Origin of the sequence: Nocardia sp. NPDC056952 (assembly GCF_042674185.1) — a bacterium.
Lineage (GTDB): Bacteria > Actinomycetota > Actinomycetes > Mycobacteriales > Mycobacteriaceae > Nocardia.
This window is the reverse complement of record NZ_JBHURA010000002.1, coordinates 250,605-266,642: the sequence shown is the minus strand read 5'-3', so window position 1 is coordinate 266,642 and position 16,038 is coordinate 250,605. Positions and strand designations below refer to the sequence as shown.

Annotated in this window: 14 protein-coding genes; 4 read left to right on the top strand and 10 right to left on the bottom strand. The window is 68.3% G+C overall.

Annotated features, from left to right (window positions below; genetic code table 11):
• Positions 1 to 290 precede the first annotated feature (290 nt).
• On the top strand, positions 291 to 1,043 hold the full coding sequence (locus tag ACFTS5_RS08440; protein WP_378628868.1) for a hypothetical protein: 753 nt from the start codon (positions 291 to 293) through the stop codon (positions 1,041 to 1,043).
• A gap of 152 nt (positions 1,044 to 1,195) precedes the next feature.
• Here ACFTS5_RS08440 and ACFTS5_RS08435 read toward each other — a convergent pair whose 3' ends face one another.
• The 3 genes from ACFTS5_RS08435 to legP form a co-directional block, all read right to left on the bottom strand.
• Positions 1,196 to 1,564: a hypothetical protein gene (locus tag ACFTS5_RS08435; protein WP_378628865.1), complete on the bottom strand. Its 369-nt coding sequence runs from the start codon at positions 1,562 to 1,564 to the stop codon at positions 1,196 to 1,198.
• A 393-nt stretch (positions 1,565 to 1,957) separates the two neighbouring features.
• Positions 1,958 to 3,934, bottom strand: a complete 1,977-nt coding sequence (locus ACFTS5_RS08430; protein WP_378628863.1) for a trypsin-like serine peptidase — start codon at positions 3,932 to 3,934, stop codon at positions 1,958 to 1,960.
• A 111-nt stretch (positions 3,935 to 4,045) separates the two neighbouring features.
• Complete coding sequence (legP, locus tag ACFTS5_RS08425) at positions 4,046 to 4,831, bottom strand: Dot/Icm T4SS effector Zinc-dependent metalloprotease LegP (RefSeq protein WP_378628860.1); 786 nt, start codon at positions 4,829 to 4,831, stop codon at positions 4,046 to 4,048.
• Between the two features lie 337 nt (positions 4,832 to 5,168).
• On the opposite strand from legP, the gene ACFTS5_RS08420 reads away from it, so the two are divergent.
• Entirely contained in the window at positions 5,169 to 5,642 is a 474-nt protein-coding gene (locus ACFTS5_RS08420; RefSeq protein ID WP_378628858.1) for a hypothetical protein, read from the top strand.
• Between the two features lie 6 nt (positions 5,643 to 5,648).
• Here the strand turns inward: ACFTS5_RS08420 and ACFTS5_RS08415 are convergent, their stop codons facing one another.
• From ACFTS5_RS08415 to ACFTS5_RS08390, 6 genes are all read right to left on the bottom strand, one after another.
• Positions 5,649 to 6,137: a hypothetical protein gene (locus tag ACFTS5_RS08415; protein ID WP_378628856.1), complete on the bottom strand. Its 489-nt coding sequence runs from the start codon at positions 6,135 to 6,137 to the stop codon at positions 5,649 to 5,651.
• Positions 6,134 to 7,342: a hypothetical protein gene (locus tag ACFTS5_RS08410; RefSeq protein ID WP_378628854.1), complete on the bottom strand. Its 1,209-nt coding sequence runs from the start codon at positions 7,340 to 7,342 to the stop codon at positions 6,134 to 6,136. Before ACFTS5_RS08410 ends, ACFTS5_RS08415 begins: the two co-directional genes overlap by 4 nt.
• Before the next feature lie 142 nt (positions 7,343 to 7,484).
• Positions 7,485 to 8,690: a glycoside hydrolase family 76 protein gene (locus tag ACFTS5_RS08405; protein WP_378628852.1), complete on the bottom strand. Its 1,206-nt coding sequence runs from the start codon at positions 8,688 to 8,690 to the stop codon at positions 7,485 to 7,487.
• Between the two features lie 114 nt (positions 8,691 to 8,804).
• On the bottom strand, positions 8,805 to 9,473 hold the full coding sequence (locus ACFTS5_RS08400; protein WP_378628849.1) for a TetR family transcriptional regulator: 669 nt from the start codon (positions 9,471 to 9,473) through the stop codon (positions 8,805 to 8,807).
• A 49-nt stretch (positions 9,474 to 9,522) separates the two neighbouring features.
• The gene (locus ACFTS5_RS08395) at positions 9,523 to 11,118 is read right to left on the bottom strand and encodes a GMC oxidoreductase (RefSeq protein WP_378628847.1); all 1,596 of its coding nucleotides are present in this window, start codon (positions 11,116 to 11,118) and stop codon (positions 9,523 to 9,525) included.
• Between the two features lie 14 nt (positions 11,119 to 11,132).
• Positions 11,133 to 12,458, bottom strand: a complete 1,326-nt coding sequence (locus tag ACFTS5_RS08390) for a lipase family protein (RefSeq protein ID WP_378628844.1) — start codon at positions 12,456 to 12,458, stop codon at positions 11,133 to 11,135.
• 261 nt (positions 12,459 to 12,719) lie between these two features.
• Here ACFTS5_RS08390 and ACFTS5_RS08385 point away from each other — a divergent pair, with 261 nt between their 5' ends.
• Both ACFTS5_RS08385 and ACFTS5_RS08380 read left to right on the top strand, forming a co-directional pair.
• Positions 12,720 to 13,751: a peroxiredoxin family protein gene (locus ACFTS5_RS08385; protein ID WP_378628843.1), complete on the top strand. Its 1,032-nt coding sequence runs from the start codon at positions 12,720 to 12,722 to the stop codon at positions 13,749 to 13,751.
• 174 nt (positions 13,752 to 13,925) lie between these two features.
• Positions 13,926 to 14,276: a calmodulin gene (locus ACFTS5_RS08380; RefSeq protein ID WP_378628840.1), complete on the top strand. Its 351-nt coding sequence runs from the start codon at positions 13,926 to 13,928 to the stop codon at positions 14,274 to 14,276.
• Positions 14,277 to 14,369: 93 nt separating this feature from the next.
• Here ACFTS5_RS08380 and ACFTS5_RS08375 read toward each other — a convergent pair whose 3' ends face one another.
• Positions 14,370 to 15,845 carry an MFS transporter gene (locus tag ACFTS5_RS08375; protein WP_378628838.1) on the bottom strand — a complete coding sequence of 492 codons (1,476 nt, stop codon included), beginning with the start codon at positions 15,843 to 15,845 and terminating at the stop codon, positions 14,370 to 14,372.
• Between the last annotated feature and the right edge of the window lie 193 nt (positions 15,846 to 16,038).

Genomic DNA, 16,038 nt, shown 5'->3' with positions numbered 1-16,038 from the left:
AACCTCCACGGAATGGCGCGTGCTCCCCGCCTACCGGACCGATCGAATCCAGTCTCCGGCACCTGGTCAGGCCTGTCACGAGTAGTCCACTACGCACGCGCACGCGCACGCGGGCACCGTGGCGCCGATCCGGCGCCACTGTCGTCGACGGTCGTCGCTCGACCCGGACGCACGACCTGATCGGGTAGCGCACTACGCGCGCGCCGCGGCCCGTCGATGGGCGAATCTGGCTTCCAGGGGGCCCGCGCACCGCGGGCAGCACCCGCCACAGCGACAGAAAGGGGGCCCGGGTGATCACGCCGATCGAGATCAAAGTGAACCTCGACGGGGATGTCGCGGGCGCACTGCACCGGCTCCGATGTCCCGATACCGCCGCGGTCTACCGCGACATCTGGTTCGCCGAGCCGCTGCACCCGGGTACCGCGGGGGCGCCCACGCTGCTGTCGAGCCGCATCGTCATCCGGTTGCGCAGCGGCGCGGAGGAGGACGATCTCACCGTCAAACTGCGACCGTGCGTGCGCTCCCAGCTGGCGGGCCGCTGGGCGGCACCCTTCACCGAGCCAGGTGTGCGGTACCGCATCGAAAGCGATTGGTCGGCCGATCGGCGGATGCTGTCGGCCTCGGCCATCAGCTCCCGGCCTGCCGGTTCGCTGCGCGCGGCCGTGGCCCGGGGCGTCGATGTCACCGACGCGCTCCACTCGGCTCAGCGGCAGTTCCTGGTCAGCTGCACGCCGCCCGGCGTCGCGGTCGACCACCTGCGCGCGATGGGACCGGTCGCTTCGGCACGGTGGGCGGGGGTGCCGGTGGGGACACTGCGCGCCGATGTCGAGCGGTGGACCGGCGCCGGACTCGATCTGGTCGAGCTGTCGCTGAAAGTCACACCACGACAGGGGGATTCGCCCGTCGATCTGCACCTGCGCGCGCTCGACGCCCGGCGCGAACTCGAAGCCGCCCTGCGCACGCTCGGCGTGACGATCGCGTCGGGTGATACCAAAACCGAGCAGGTGCTCACCGCACTGGCGGCGGCGCACCGGCTCGGATAACGCTCGGCAGAGGGTCGGTGACCGGTCCTGATCGACATCGTCGGCGACGCGGACCTGCCCTGCGACTGTCACGGTGCCGGATGGCCCGGATCGACCACGCTGTCGATCGGAGCCGGCCTCCGGCGGATCCGTGGCACTGCCATCACAGCGGCTCAATTGGCGATGATGAAGTTGAACAGCACCCTGATATTGCTGTTCCACCCCACGTGATATCGCACCGTCATCGTGCCGTCGGCGTGCGGAACCACATTCAGGACCTGGGTGGTGGCAGGTCCGAGGAACGGGATGTTGTTCGTGTCGATCTCGGTCAGACTGACCGAGACCTGACTGTCCGCCCGCACGTCAGCGTTCGGGAATCCGAATACCCAGGCGCCCGTTCCATGGGTGCGCAAGATCTTCTGTGCCCAGAAAATCGACGTGATATTGGTCTGGTCGATCGCCCGAACGTCGGCTTCTTCGGCGCCGTAGCCGGTTTTCGCCGACTCGAACGCCTCTTCTTCGGTATCCGCGCTCGCTGCCACGACCGCATCCTCCGTATCCGTTTCCAACATTTCGGTGCCCCTTCTCGGCGGAAAAACTGTCTGGAGCTATCGTCGCGCGCGGGCGTGTGGGTGCGAATGCGTAATCCACTACCCCAATACGCGCGGGTGCGGCGCCGGTCGGGCCACGCATTCGAGTAGTCCGCCACGCTATCGAGTTCGACACGGCCGCAGGAGGATCGAGAGGTGCCGATTTCTCGGCATCAGATCATCGATCTCTCTAGATGGAGGAACGGCAGTGAGCGGATATTCCTTATCTGTTCACGATCAAAGCGGGCGCCGATTTTCTCGATCAGCGCCCGTTCACGCCGTAGCGCCGAGGGTCCGGGCCCGCCTACCTGTGTCGAGTGATTGTCGTGCGAATCGTGGTGTGGCTCATACGGACAGCGTGTGTCCGATCGTGGCCGCCACCGCGGCGTGGGCGAGGTATTCGGCGATGTCGTGCGCCCGCTCCTTGGGGTTCTCGACCGGGAGATCGCGCAGATCCGGCCCCCAGGCCTGACGCAGTGGGCAGCCGATGGCGATCGGATCGCCGGCGTACCAGGTGTTGAGCCATTCACCGACCCGCTCGGGCCTGCTCTGCCCGCCCGTCAGCAGCTTGCGGTACACCCCGTCCAACCCGAGCGGGCTGCCCGCCGTCACCAGCAGTCGCACGTTCAGTTCGCGGGGCAGCTGGGTGAGCAGATCCATCGCGACCACGGTGCCGAGACTGTGGCTGACCAGGATCAGTTCTCCCTCGGTGGGCGCATCGGTGAGCACCGTGTCCAGCACACTCTTGCGGACCCGTTCGTCGTCGAGATAGGCGGCGACGTCTTTGAAGATGGCGCCGATGAGCGCGGAATCGAGGCCACTGCGGGCGGCGATCCAGCTGAGCTGGTCGTGCAACCGCCCCAGCACCACCGCACCGAACCCGCCGAAGAGCTCGCGCGCTTGGGGGTCGTCGGGTAGGTCACCGGCGTCCGGCATCCCGGCCCGGCGCGCGGCCTCGGCGACCAGGCTCTCGTAGAGTGCCGGACCGGAGTCGACGGCCTCGCGGGTGTCCATGCTCTCGACGAGCTGGTCACCGTAGAAGGGGAAGTACACATCGGCGGGGTCGATGGGGCTCAGGCCGGCGAGGGTGAGTCCCTTGTTCAAACCCGCTGTCCAGTTGCGGCGCAGTTCGACCGGGTCGCGGCCCTGTTGTCCGCGTCCGTGCAGGAACAGCACGCTGCGTCGACCACCGAACGCGGTCGACCGACCGCGCAGGCCGCGCACCAGGCTTTCGGGGGCAGACCCCCGTGCCGGCACCGGCAGTGCCGTCGCCGCCTCGCTCGGTGCGACCGCCGCGAGCCCGAGTTCGTCGAGCAGGGCGCGCTGGGCCGGATCGAACTGCCGCGATCCGAGATCGTGCAACAGCACGCTCACCCGAACGCCCTCGTTGGCGATCCAGTCGATCGCGTCGTCGCCGTCCCCGGACTGCCACAGTTTGCCGTCCTTGCGGAGTACCCGGCCTTTGTCGTCCTTCTTCGGGACTCCGGCGTGATGCAGCGCCACGATCTCCCACTGATCGTTGAAGACCGGCGAGCCCGAATTCCCCGGTTCGGTGTCGGAGGCGTAGTGCAGGAAGTCGTCGAGTTGCAGGTCGAGGCGGTTGTGCCGGATCGAGATCTCCTTGAGCCGGCCCGAGGGGTGCCCGACGACGTTCATCGCCTCACCGATCACGATCTTGCCGGGCTTGGCGATCAGCGGATTCCAGCCGAAGGTGACGCCGGGCGCCACGCCGTCGGGCCCCGGCGCCACCCGCACCACGGTGTAGTCGAGGTGTTTGTCGGTCACGAAGAAGTCGTCGGGGGCCAGGCGGTAGCGCACGGTGGGGTTCGGGACGTTGTCGATGTCGGCCTCGGCCCGGAACTCGACCACCACCGACTCGGCCGCCCCCCTCGTCGGCAGCACATGATTGTTGGTGAGCAGCAGTTGCGGCGACACCATCGAACCGGTACCCGTCGGCACCTCACGGCCGTTGTCGGCCAACGAGATGCGCGCCACCGCCGCGGCGGCCCGAGCACCGCGGGTCAGGAAGTTCGCGGCCTGCAACTCGTTGGCGAAGCCGATGACCCGTTCGAGCGAGCGGATGCTGTCGACCGGGTCCTGCCTGCCGAGTTCGATCACCGCCTGCGCGGGGACTTCGCCGGTGACGAGCAGCCGGTCGGCGCGGGCGAGAATCTGTTCCTTGGTGTCGACGACATCGGACTCGGTCACCGCCCGCAGGCGGGTCACCTCATCACGTTGCGCCTCGGTATCGTCGAATCGCTGCGATGCGGCGTCCATCTGTTCGTGCCATGCGGTGGTACGAGCGTCGCTCTCGGTATCCATGGGTCACCTCGCCCGGAGAATGTGTGCTGGGGTATTCAGCGTGGGCGCGTGCGCGGTGCCGATCACGAGTAGTGGACCACTCGACTTCACCGCGCGGGCACCTGCGCGATGTCACGGATAGATCGTGTGGGCGGCGTTCACATCGCCGGCCGACAACGCGGAGCGCTGGCCCATCGTCACGCCGGGCGGTACGGGCACACGCGCGAGGATCGTCGCCTGCCCGGTGGTGCTGAACGCCGTCGCGGGGTAGTGCATGATCGAGCCGAAGTCGTAGCCGCCGACGTCGTCACCGTCGGTGATGTGCTGATCGAAGTTGTGCCGGTGCGCCGGGTCGACCCGGTCGAGCCGCACCGCGATGAAGTTGCCCCGGTCCTCCCGGCTCTGCTCGTGCCAGAGTCCGAGCGCGTGCCCCATCTCGTGGACCACGGTGCCCACGGGCGCAGAAGCGGCGAGTTCGATCGTCTGCCGTCCGCCTCGCCGCCCGACCGGCGACCGGCTCGACGTGCTGGGCACGAACCGTACGAAGTCGACGTGAGCGCCGGTACGCGGGACGAACCGGATCCTGGTGCGTGAGTTCCAGTGCGCGACCGCGTCGACGACCCGCTGCGGTGCTGGCAGGGCCGGGTCGACCTCGAAGGGGACCACGGCATTCGGCCAGCGGAACACCGCACCGGAGATCACCACGCCTTCCTGTCGACGGCGGGCATCGATCTCCTCGAGGTTGCCGAGCACGATGTCGCCCTCGAAGATCGCGAGGTCGTCGACCGCCGCGTAGCGCAGTTCGCGCACCCCGTGCGCGACGCTGCCGATCAGCGCGGAGCCCGCCTCCGGGCCGGAATGGAATTCGCCGGTGTCGTCGGTGTCGATGACCGGTCGGAGAGTGTCGTCGATGATCATGGCGGTCGTGCTTCCTGTGTCGGAGCCGACGACGGCGGGATCCGTCGCCTGTTCTGGAAAGCGTGGTCCGCTGACCTCCCGGCGCGCGTGAGTAGCGCGCTACCCGATCACGCGGACGCGATCGCGTCACCTCGCCACTATCGATCGCCGGGCAACGAGCTCATCAGCCTCGGGTTCCACACGCTCACCGGGTCGGACCCGGACACGGCCCGTGCGAGGGAGTGGTCAGACCTGATGGCACGCGTGCGGGACGCGGACCGGCACTGACTACGCTGACAACAGCCCGGCATACGCAGACAGGGCAGGCACGTGCACCGACCCGCGAGGAGAACTACCCATGTGGCCGTCCGACTGGCCTTCGTCAGCCCGCGCGATCGCGACCGCCGTCGAGGCCGCCGTCAGCGCGGCGAGGGCCGCCGACGAAGCCGGGTTCGGCACGACCACGGCGGATCTGTCCGAACTCCCCGCCGACCAGGTCACCTCGGTGCTGGCAGCGATCGTTCGGGACCTGCTCGAGATCGCGCATCCGGATGGTCTCACCGGTGACGATGTGCGCGCCGTGCTGGAATCGGTGGTCCGCCGATCGGCGACGTGGCTGCCCCGGCTCGACGCCGCCGCGGTCTTCAGCGCGCTCGCCGGGGCGCTCGGGATCGACGAGGCGGCCGAGCCCGACCGGGCGTGGACCAACCCCCAACCCGCGGCGGTCCTCCTGATCGAGTACCTCGCCGATCTCGCCCGGACACCCCCGGGTGACGCCGTTCAGCGCGCGATCAACGAGATCGCCAGGGCCGAAACCGTCGAAATGCCCTGAGCTGCTTCACTCCTCGTCGAGCAGCCGCCGGATCTCGGCGCGCAGGACGACTGCCACACGGTCGGCGGACAGGGGCGGCAGACCCGCTTCGATCAGAGCGGCCGCCACATTGAGCGTCGCTTCCTCGACGAGGTCGGCGGTGGGGATCTCGGGAGTTCGGGCGGAACGGGCGTCGGCCCACGCCGATTCGGTCGCGGCGACGGTGTTGTCCAGCGCGGTGTCGTCGGTGCCGGAGTTCATGGCCTCGGGCAGGTCGCGGCGCACACGGCGACGAACGGCGACACCGATGCGCTGCGCGAGGGTCTGAGTGGCGGACTGGGACCCTTCCTTGATCGCCTCCGCGATGCCGTCGGCCACGTTCTTGAGCAGCCACAGGCCGACCACGGCCGCCAGGGTGGCAGGGTCGAAGCGCACCTCCCCCGACGGTTGCAAGCGGGGCAGGTCGGCGGCCAGTTCGTCCGCGATCGCCGCGGCCGAAGCCTCGAGGTCACTCATGTATCGCCTTTCAGTGCCGGAAGCAGGTGGGCCCGTGCGGATTTGGGGCGGCGCAGCGCTGTCTCGCCGTCGAGCAGGATACGCCGGACCCGACGCTGGTCGCCGGCGGCGACGGCCGCGGCGATCAGGCGGCGTTCCTGATCGAAACCCGCGTTGTCGAGGTCGAGCCACTGATGGAACATCCCGTCGACGACACGGACGGCCCACTCGTCGGCGACCTGATGGGTGCGCGTGTGCGCCTCGTCCCCGGTGGTCGAGGCGAGCGTCGCCGCGACTGTTCGCGCGGCGTGCATATACGGGTAGGTGTCGTAGAGCGCTTTGGCGAATCCACCGCGGTCGTAGGTCGGCTGGTGGACGGCGGTGTCGCGCATCTGCTCGCCGCAGTCGAGGAAGCCCTCGGCCAGCTGCTCCACGATTTCCTCATAGCCGTCGCGGATCGCTCGTTCGACAAGCGGTGTGATCGGTTGGCCGGCAGTGAAATTCGCGTCCGCGTACGCGAGTTGCCGAGCCCACAGCCCGATGCCGGTGAGCGGGTCTGCGGTGTGGGCGATGGCCCCGGCGAGCATGATCGCGGTCAGCGCGTCGGCGGCGGTGGCGCCGTCGACCAGACCCAGTTCGCGCTGTTCCCAGACCGCACCGACCAATCGATGCTCCTGCGCGGTGACGACCTCGAGTGGGTCCATACCCGCACGGGCGAGCTCGCCCAGGCGCAAATCGCGGATGAGGGTGAGCAATCCGGTCCGCAGCGGCGATCGCGCGCCGGGGGCGGTGATCGCGACCGCGTTGCCGATGAACCGCTGTAGCGGCGCGAGCCGGACATCGGATACCTGACACGCGCGAGGTGCCAACGCGGCGAGCCGATCTCGCGCGGGCGTTCGTGTCAGGTCCACGTCCAGCGTGCGCCAGTGCGCGGCTTCCGGCGGCGGCGCGTCGTGCAGGCGCCCGGACAGGTCCGAGCGCACCTGCGCCCATCCCTCGTGTACCCGCCCGTCACGGTCGAGGTGTCGCAGATGCGCGGACAGGTTCTCCACGCCACGTTCGGGGTCCTCCGAGACAGCGGCCAGGTCGGCGTCGGCGGTGCTCGAATACTGTTCCAGCAGTTGCACATTGGCGTCGATGTAGATCGGATCAGCACCGATCAGCGCGCACGCCAACAGCATTGCCTCGTCGAAGCAGTCGGCGTCGCTCGACGGCAGCATCCACATGTCGAGGCCCCTTCTCGCCGGGTGAACTCCTCGAATGTAACCGAGTTCGCCGATCGAGTGTGTTGCTCGGCCACGGCGCGCGGCCCACCGGAGCCGACCCGCCGTCGAGATACCCCGCGTGCGCGTTCCGGCGCCGGGCGGGTCAGCGGCCCGCCGCGGTGAGCCGGTAGTCAGCTTCGAGCAGCATCCATGCGCTCAGCTGCACCGAGAGGTCCCGGCTCAGGTTCGCCGACGATGCCGCGGACGCGTCCGCCAGCTGGAGAAAGGTCCCCGGATGCTCGGGCACCGTGACCGGGCGGGTCCAGTCCGCACCGAACAGCGGCAGCCCGTTCACCTCGGCACGGTTTTCCCAGGCCGCCCGGGCGGAGGCGTGCACGATATTCGCCGCGGTCGTGTTGTCCAGCGACAGTGCGGCTTCGGCGAGAAAGCGCGCGAGGATTCCCATGAAGAGCCCGGAATCGTTTCCGGCGGCGGCGACGATCACTCCCGCGGCGGTGAGCCGCTGCTCGACCGCGGCGATCACCGCGGCAGCACGGTGGCGATGAACCGATTCGCCTGTGCGCAGAGCCAATTCGGCTTCCAGTCCGATGGCCACACCCTGGCAGTAGGTGTGCACGGTGCGGTCCACCTGCCCGCCGGGCTCGTGGACCCCATCGTGGATCAGGCCGGTTTCGGTGTCGCGCAATCGCGTGTGCAGGAAATCGGCCAGTTGGCCGGCACGGGAGAGTTCACCGAGGCGCGCCAGCGCGATGCCGGTCGGGCCGATCGCGGGCGTGTTGTAGAAGTCGTCGCCGTTGCGCCATGGCACCGCGCCCACATCCGGGTTCCATCCTTCGAGCAAGGCTCCCCGCAGATTCCCGATCGCGTCGCCGAACCGGACGTCGAGCAGTCGCTCGGCACGCTCGAGGGCGATTGCCAACCACCCCATGTCGTCGTAATAGCGGTTGGTCCAACCGGTGATGTTGCGGGCTCGGATACCGCGTGCGAGGGCGACGACCCGATCAACGCGGTCGGGAGTGCTGGTCCGGTGCGCGGCATCGATCGCGCAGTCGAGCAGGTGTGCTTGCCACCAGTAACACCATCGCCCGAGCAAGGACCTTTCGGTCAGGTCCGCGGGCCACGCGAGCACTCCCAGCCGATAGTCGGGCAGACCGAGCAGCGAGTGCACATGCCGCTGCACGATCGCCTGTTCGGCCAGGTCCGCGCGCTCTCCCGGACCGCTGTCGACCGAGCACTTCCGGGTGATCGTGCCCGCCTGTGTCGGCTGCGCCACCGCGGTCAGCGCGATCGCCGCCCCCGCCGCGCACAGCACGCTGCGCCGACTGAACTCGTGGTTCAGGCGATCCATTCGCTCGGACTCCTCCTACTGGGCATCGGCGTCGGTGCCGAACCCTCAGAGTCCCGTGTCGCGATTGCCAAAGCTTGAACTGCTCCGGTGCGCCGTGAAAACGTTTCACACCGGTTACGGCTCGTCGGCCTCGGCGCCCGGGGAGTAAGGCGAGCTGAAACCGGGCACCCACTCGAACGGGGTCGCCCCCGCACCGGCGGTCCGCTCGGCCGCCGCGGCGAACGGAGCGTTGTTCTGCGTCAGCCGGCCGATGGCGCGTTCGAGTGCGGGCAGGATCTCGGTGATCGCGAGATCACCGTGCGCGAAACGTCCCAGCAGGGCATAGACCATATTGGTCAGCACGAGAGCGAGATCGGCCGCGTAGTCCTCGTCGAGGCTGGCGAACATCGTGCTCACCGCGGGCAACACCGCGGCGAAACCCTGCGCGTCGAGGCGCTGCCCGCCCGGACCGGAGCGGGCGTGGTAGTAGGCGGCGAGCATCCGTGGGTGACGCTCCCATGGCTCGAACACGTAGCGGGTCACCCGCTTCAACACGTCGGCGAGCGATTCGTCGGCTCGCGGCGGGTCGAGTTCGGTGTAGGTGTTCGTGGCCATCCACTGTGCGACCGCGGCGAGGACGAGTTCGTCGCGGGTGGGGTACAGCTTGTAGACCGTGGTCAGCGACACCTGGGCGACGCGGGCCACCCGGCGCAGCTGAACCGCGTCATACCCCTCCGATTCGAGCAACGACAGGGTGGTTTCGGTGATCTTGCGCGCGGGATCACCTTCGCCCTTTCTGGCCACCACGTCACAGTAGTCGATCGTCTCGTCGCGCCACCGAGGCGATTCGACCTCAGATACGCGTTCCCACATCCGCGGCGACGAGGGTGTCCATTGCACGCTCCGCGACCGCCGCGATCGTCATCGACGGATTGCACGCGGCGGCGTTACCCGGCAACAGCGCACCGTCGAGCACGTAGAGCCCCGGCTGGTCATGGACACGGCCGTCCAGGTCGCACACCGAGCCCATGCTGGCCCCACCCAGCGGATGCCAGGTCGAGGGAAACAGCGAGTTGGTGTCCAGCAGCATCCCGGTCGAACCCGCGATGCGGCGCACGGCGGGGTCGATGTGGTTGTTCTGGATGGCCTGGTCGCCGTCGTGGGGCCAGTGCAGAATCGCGTCGTCGCGGGCGGCGTCGTAGGTGAACGCCCCGCGACTGTCACTGACGCCGTAGCCGACGAGCATCGTGCTGGCCGGGTCCATCGACATCGGCGGGATGGAGGCCTGGATCACGGTGTGCGCGGCCTGCGGATCGTCCCAGTTCTTACTGCCGTACACCACCGGACCACCTTGTTCCGCACCGAATTTGGCGGTCGGGTCCGACCAGACATAGATGCGGTCGGCGTTGGTGCCCCAGTTCTGGCCGAGCCCGTCGGGCAGGTCGGGAATCAGGCCCTTGGCTCCGGCTCGCACGAGCAGCCGGGTGGTGTTGAGACTGCCCGCGGCCAGGATCACCGATCCCGCGGTGAGCACCTTGTTCTCGACCACGGCACCCGCGGTGTCGAGACGTTGCACGTGCACGGTCCAGTGGCCGTCGCGGGCGCGTTCGAGATCGGTCACCTCGTGCAGGGTCTGCACCTGGCAACGGCCGGTCGCTTCGGCGGCGGCGATATAGGTGACGTCGACGGAGTGCTTGCCGCCGTTGTTGACCCCCATCGCACCGTCACCGTTGGTGTAGGAGGCTTTCATCTCCCCGCGCAGCTCGGCCAGCGCGAAGTTCCAGTCGATGGGCATCGGGATCTTCGACAGCGGCATCCCGGCCCCGCGCACCCGCTCCGCGAAAACCCGTGCGGCCCGGTAGCTGTCGGCGGCGATCAGCTCGTCGGGAGCTTCGGCCAGGCCGAGCATCCGTGCCACTCGCGGATAGTGCACCCGATCCATCGTCGCCCAGTCCAGCTCTTCGGGAAAGTGCGCGTTGAACACCGTCTCGGCGGGCTGCAGCGACATGCCCTGGTAGACCAGCGATCCGCCACCGACACCGGCGGCGCACAGCGCGGTCATGTTCACCCCGGGCACCGCCTCCACCAGCCCGGCGTACGGGTCGAACACGAGCGGTCGCCCGAACAGGTTCGGGCTCGACCGGTACCACAGCAATCGCTTGTCCGGGGCGGATGCGCGTGGGAAGGTCTCGGCGTTCGGGCCGCTGGGCCACCGCTGGCCTCGCTCCAGAACCGTCACCGTGACACCGGCCTGCGCCAACCGCAGCGCACTGACGCCGCCGCCGAATCCCGACCCGATCACCACCACCCGGTGCTCCTCGTAGGTCAGCGGAACAGTGTTGGACCGCAGGGCGATCGGAGCCGGCGTGCCCGTGGGGCGGGCACCGAGAAGTATCCCGCTCGCTGTTGCCGCGGCAACCAGCATCGAGCGGCGCGAAATGGCTTTCACACACAGATCCTTGTTCAGTCGATGCTGCAGCCGGAGACCGGCTTGTCCGCAAGACGATCGAGTAGATAGGTGAACGCGTTGTCGGGCCCGAAGCCGTCGATGATCTCCGGCCCGAAGTGATTCGGGATGGTGGTGCCGGGAAGGATCGGCGGGAGCTCGTTCGTGCGGAAGGTGACCGTGGCGCCCTTGCCGCACCAGTCTTCGGCGAGTCGCCGGGCCTGTCCGTACGGGACGGTGTCGTCGTTGCGGCCGCTGGTGATCAGGACCGGCGTGGCCGGGGTGGAGTTGCCGATCCGCAGTTCCGCCAATACCGGTGTGGCTTCGGGCAATTCGGCGAGATGGGCGGACAGCGGTCGGCCGTCCTTGGTCAGTGACGCGGTTTGCAGGAAGGGGTGATGCATGATCACGTCGGCGATGCACGAGTCGCTCAGGGTCTCGAGCATGGCGCGACCGGCCGGACTGGTGACCTGGTCGACCGCGCGCTGCAGCTCGGGATAGCGAGCCAGCATGCCGTTGACGGCGAACCCGATCGCGCCGCCGATCAGCGCACCGTCGATCTTCTCCAGAATCGCGGTGAGGTCGGCGACCGGCCCACCTGCCCAGGTGCCTTTGAGATTGAGTTCCGGCGCGTAGCTCGGCTGCATCTCCGCGGCGGCCGCGGTGGCGCCACCGCCCTGGGAGTAACCCCAGAGCACGACCGGCGTCTCCGGTCCGGCACCGCCCAGATTGTTGGCCGCGCGCACACCATCGAGAATCGCGTGCCCGCTCTCGAACCGGTTGGCGTAGGTGTGGATGCCGGGTGTACCGAGGCCGACGTAGTCGGTCACCAGCACCCGCGCGCCCAGCCCGCTCCACACCACCGACGACGGCAGCTCCTGGTTCGCCGAGATCCCCAACGGCTCGGTGGACACCGCCATCCCGGTCGAGAACGCCACCGACATCGCGCAACGGTCGGCCTGCCCCGACGTGCCGGGGCCGATGACCACCGTCGGACGCGGTCCCACGCCCTGCCACGGCCCGGTCGGCTCGAGGTATGTCCCACTCACCGCTACCGGCGACCCGTCCTGCAATCGAGACGTGTACATCACGTGCTGCGCCTTGCCCGGCCATCCCTGCTCGGTGGGCGGTGTCACGAACAAGGTCATCGGTGCGGTCTTGATGATCGCGCCCGGTTCCTGCGGGATCCGGTCCGGCGGTGTGTAGAACGCACCGACGGGCTCGGCCGCGGCCTCGCCCGTCCGGGTCACCACCCCGGTCGCCGCCATCGCACCGGCCAAGACCATGACCGCGACGACGCGCCCGGCACGCGGCCACACCCGTCGAAGATCCTGTCGCTTCATCGAGAACCTCTCCGTCGTCATCACCGGTCGGCGTCGTCGCCGCAGTGACCCAAGTCGCCGGAATGGCAGATCATGATGCCTGTCACACCAGCGCCGACAGAGAGTAACACGGTTACTGTTCAGTGCGAACACCCGCCGCCACACAGCACCCCACCGTGCCGACGACCACGCGACTCGCCGTGGTAACCGAAGAACTCGCGTGGTGAAAGCTGTTCCAGCGAATCATCTTTCAGACCGCTTCGGCTGTGGGATGGTGCCGGAATGCTGATCGAATACGGAGTGTGGGGTTCGCGATTGGTACTGGCCGGGGCTTTCGGACTGTCGGCATGGGGGAAGCTGGCGGACGGGCCCGCGACACGGAAGGCGTTGGTCGACTTCGGGACAGGCATCAGGTGGGTTCCCGCGGTGGCGATCGGGTTACCGGTGGCCGAGGGCTTGGTGGCCGCGGGCTTGCTGCTGCCGTGGACGGCGGGAATTGCGGGCGCGGCGTCCGCGCTGCTGCTCGCCGGGTTCACCGCGGCGATCGTGCGATTGCTGCTGCGCGGCGAGCATCCGAGCTGCTCCTGCTTCGGCGCGGCGAGTTCGGCGCCCATCGGGCCCGCGACACTGGTGCGTAACGGCCTGCTGCTGGCGCTCGCCGCCGTGGTCACGGTCGGCGCGATCCGATACCCGCGGGTCCCTGCCGGTTTGCCCGTCGAGGCCGGCGTGGGTCTCGTGCTGATCGCGATGCTGGCGGTCGTGCTGACCTGGACGCTCGGGGAGTTGCGCGCACTTCGTCGGCGGGTCGACGAACAGGCCCTGTCGACCCTCGGCGCCGAGGGGCTGCCGGTCGGTGCGGTGGCACCGGAGTTCGAGTTGCTGGCCGCCGAGGGTGGGCGGATCGATCTGGCGTCGTTGCTCGCGCCGGGAAAGGCGATCCTGCTCGTGTTCGTCCATCCGGGGTGCGAAATGTGCGCGGCGCTGGCCCGCGAGTTGCCGCGCTGGCACTGCCGCGTGCGGGAAACGTTGACCGTCGTGCTGGTCGGCAACGGCGATCTCGCCGAACATACCGCCTGGGGGCGTGCGCAGGAGGTGGGCGATATCCCGATCCTGGTGCAACAGGGCAATGAGGCCGCTCTTCGCTATCGGGTCCGGGGAACGCCGTCGGCGGTGCTGATCGGCGCGGACGGGCGGGTCGCGGCCGCGGTCGCCCGGGGTGCCATCGCGGTGCGCGAGTTGATCACCACGGCGAAGACGGAGGCGGGGCGGCGATCACCTCGTCGAGACGAGCTCGCCTCAGGGACGCGCCGATAGGCGCTCCCCTATTGCCCCGTTTCGCAGACAGAAACCGACTGATTCCCTAAACCCGTTGCTTCCCAACGGGTTTCATTCGCAATGCGCTCATGTTGCCGCGAATCCGCCGATACACTCGACCTCGCAACACGCTCGACTCCCGCTAGCCGAACACATCGACCAAGGGGAAATGTCATGGCGCTCTTTGCATTCACCGACTACAGCGGAAAAGAATTCATTTTCCAGCTCAACAGCGAACAGCGGATCTCCGAGGCACGCCGGATCCTGTCCGGCGAGGAAACGATGTCCACCCACGTCATGGGCAAGATCCGCAAGACCAAGCAGAGCTACAACCCGGAGTGGAGCTTCCACCTGGACCCCGACACCATCACCTTCTTCACCATGGCCATCGAAGTATGTGATTCGAGCATCCAGTACACCGAGGACTTCCTCGACGAGGCGTGCGGCGCCTTCCTTCCCGGCTGTTTCTGGTGCCCCTGGTCATCGCGGCTGACGCGGGAAGTGACGGCCTCGGTCAGCGCCTGACATCGGCTCCGGCCGGCGCGCCGCGCGTCGGCCGGACCCTTCGAATCAAGGCTCGCGAGTGCGTTCGTGGCACCGCGGCCAGTGGCACCGCAGCTAGGTGATATCCGTCCGGTGGCGTGCCGCATCGAGGGCGGTGAATGCCGCCGCCGCGAGGATCATCACCGCCGAAACGAGCAGAGCCACGTCGAGTCCGTGATGGAATGCCGCTTTGCCGGCATTGAGCACCTCGGAAACCTTCGACAGGTATTTCAGATACGGGCCGATATCGACGCCCTCGGGGATCTTCCCGAGTTCCACGGCTTGAATGGCGTCGGGCTGTAGCGAGGTCGGCAGACCCAGCTCGTTCATGCGCGCCTTCAGGTCCGAGGACAGGAATCCGCTCACCAGCGCACCGAGCACGGCCACACCGAACGCCGAGCCGACCTGGCGCATCGTATTGGTCACCGCGGCAGCCATTCCCGAGTGTTCCGCCGGAACTCCCGACATCACCGCCGACGTCAACGGCACCACCGCGATCCCGAAGCCGAAGCCCGCCACCGCCATCGCGGCCGACAGCGAAGGATCGTGGAGCTCACCGGACAGCATATGGCGGGTCAGCAAGATCCCGCCCGCGCCGACCACACAGCCGAGAATCATCGGTGTGCGCGCGCCGCGCCGCGCCACCCAGAACCCCGCGACCAGCGAGCCGATCACGATCATGGCGGCCATCGGCGCGAACACCGTGGCCGTACGCGCACCCGAGTACGACTGCATCACTTGCAGATACAACGCGGTGAAGAAGAAGATCGAGAAAATGCCGAAGTAGACGGCGAAGGCGACGATCAGCGCACTACGCACTGCCGGAAAGCGCAGGTAGTGCAAGTTGAGCATAGGTGCGCGGGCCCGTGTTTCGACGGCGATGAACCCGGCGAACGCGAGTCCACCGATCGCGAAGAACGCGAGCACCGAGGGCGAGGTGTAGCCGCGATCCTGACCGGAGATCGCGGCATAGATCACCGACCCGAAAGCCGTCGCGCCGAGCAGCGCGCCTGCCCAGTCGATCGGCTCGGGGCTGGGGTCGGCGCTCTCCGGGACCGACCACAGCGCGACGACGAGCGCCACCGCCGCGATCACCAGGTTGAACCAGAAGATCGAGCGCCACCCGTACGCATGAACCAGCACGCCGCCCAGCACCGGCCCCGCCGCCAACGCCAGCCCCGACACCGCCGCCCACACCCCGATCGCCTTCGCGCGCGTGCGGTCGTCCGGGAAGACGTGCCGAAGCACCGACAGTGTGCCCGGCTCCGACGCCGCCGCACCGAGCCCCATGATCGCGCGACCGGCGATGAGCACCGCGACACTGCTCGCGAGTGCCGACACCACCGACCCGGCACAGAAGATCACCAGGCCGACGATCATCACCCGCTTGCGACCCCAGCGGTCCCCGAGCGACCCACCGGCGAGCATCAGCCCGGCGAACACCACGGTGTAGGCGTTGACCACCCACTGCAGTGCGGTCACATCCGCACTCAGATCGCGCCGGATATCCCCCAGCGCCACGCTGACGACGGTGGTGTCGAGAAAGGTCACAAATACCACTACAGCGACTGCGGTCAGAGCGACACGCGGTCGCGCCGTCCCGCCCGGCGCATTGCCCATCGGTCTCACGGGCACAGGGTACTGGCGGGTTCAGCCGGACGCCAGACGGCCACCGGCCGACGACATCAGCGGGACTCGCACCGGCGGAAGTACCGGGCCGACAGAGGAATTCCCTATGCCACCT

What these genes read in the sequence shown, in the direction of transcription:
- ACFTS5_RS08410 (WP_378628854.1), bottom strand. Translation starts at nt 7,342, where the DNA reads ATGTGGATGCTGCCGTCGAGCGACGCCGACTGCTTCGACGAGGCAATG.
- ACFTS5_RS08415 (WP_378628856.1), bottom strand. Translation starts at nt 6,137, where the DNA reads ATGAGTGACCTCGAGGCTTCGGCCGCGGCGATCGCGGACGAACTGGCC.
- ACFTS5_RS08380 (WP_378628840.1), top strand. Translation starts at nt 13,926, where the DNA reads ATGGCGCTCTTTGCATTCACCGACTACAGCGGAAAAGAATTCATTTTC.
- ACFTS5_RS08390 (WP_378628844.1), bottom strand. Translation starts at nt 12,458, where the DNA reads ATGAAGCGACAGGATCTTCGACGGGTGTGGCCGCGTGCCGGGCGCGTC.
- ACFTS5_RS08385 (WP_378628843.1), top strand. Translation starts at nt 12,720, where the DNA reads ATGCTGATCGAATACGGAGTGTGGGGTTCGCGATTGGTACTGGCCGGG.
- ACFTS5_RS08405 (WP_378628852.1), bottom strand. Translation starts at nt 8,690, where the DNA reads ATGGATCGCCTGAACCACGAGTTCAGTCGGCGCAGCGTGCTGTGCGCG.
- ACFTS5_RS08420 (WP_378628858.1), top strand. Translation starts at nt 5,169, where the DNA reads ATGTGGCCGTCCGACTGGCCTTCGTCAGCCCGCGCGATCGCGACCGCC.
- ACFTS5_RS08430 (WP_378628863.1), bottom strand. Translation starts at nt 3,934, where the DNA reads ATGGATACCGAGAGCGACGCTCGTACCACCGCATGGCACGAACAGATG.
- legP (WP_378628860.1), bottom strand. Translation starts at nt 4,831, where the DNA reads ATGATCATCGACGACACTCTCCGACCGGTCATCGACACCGACGACACC.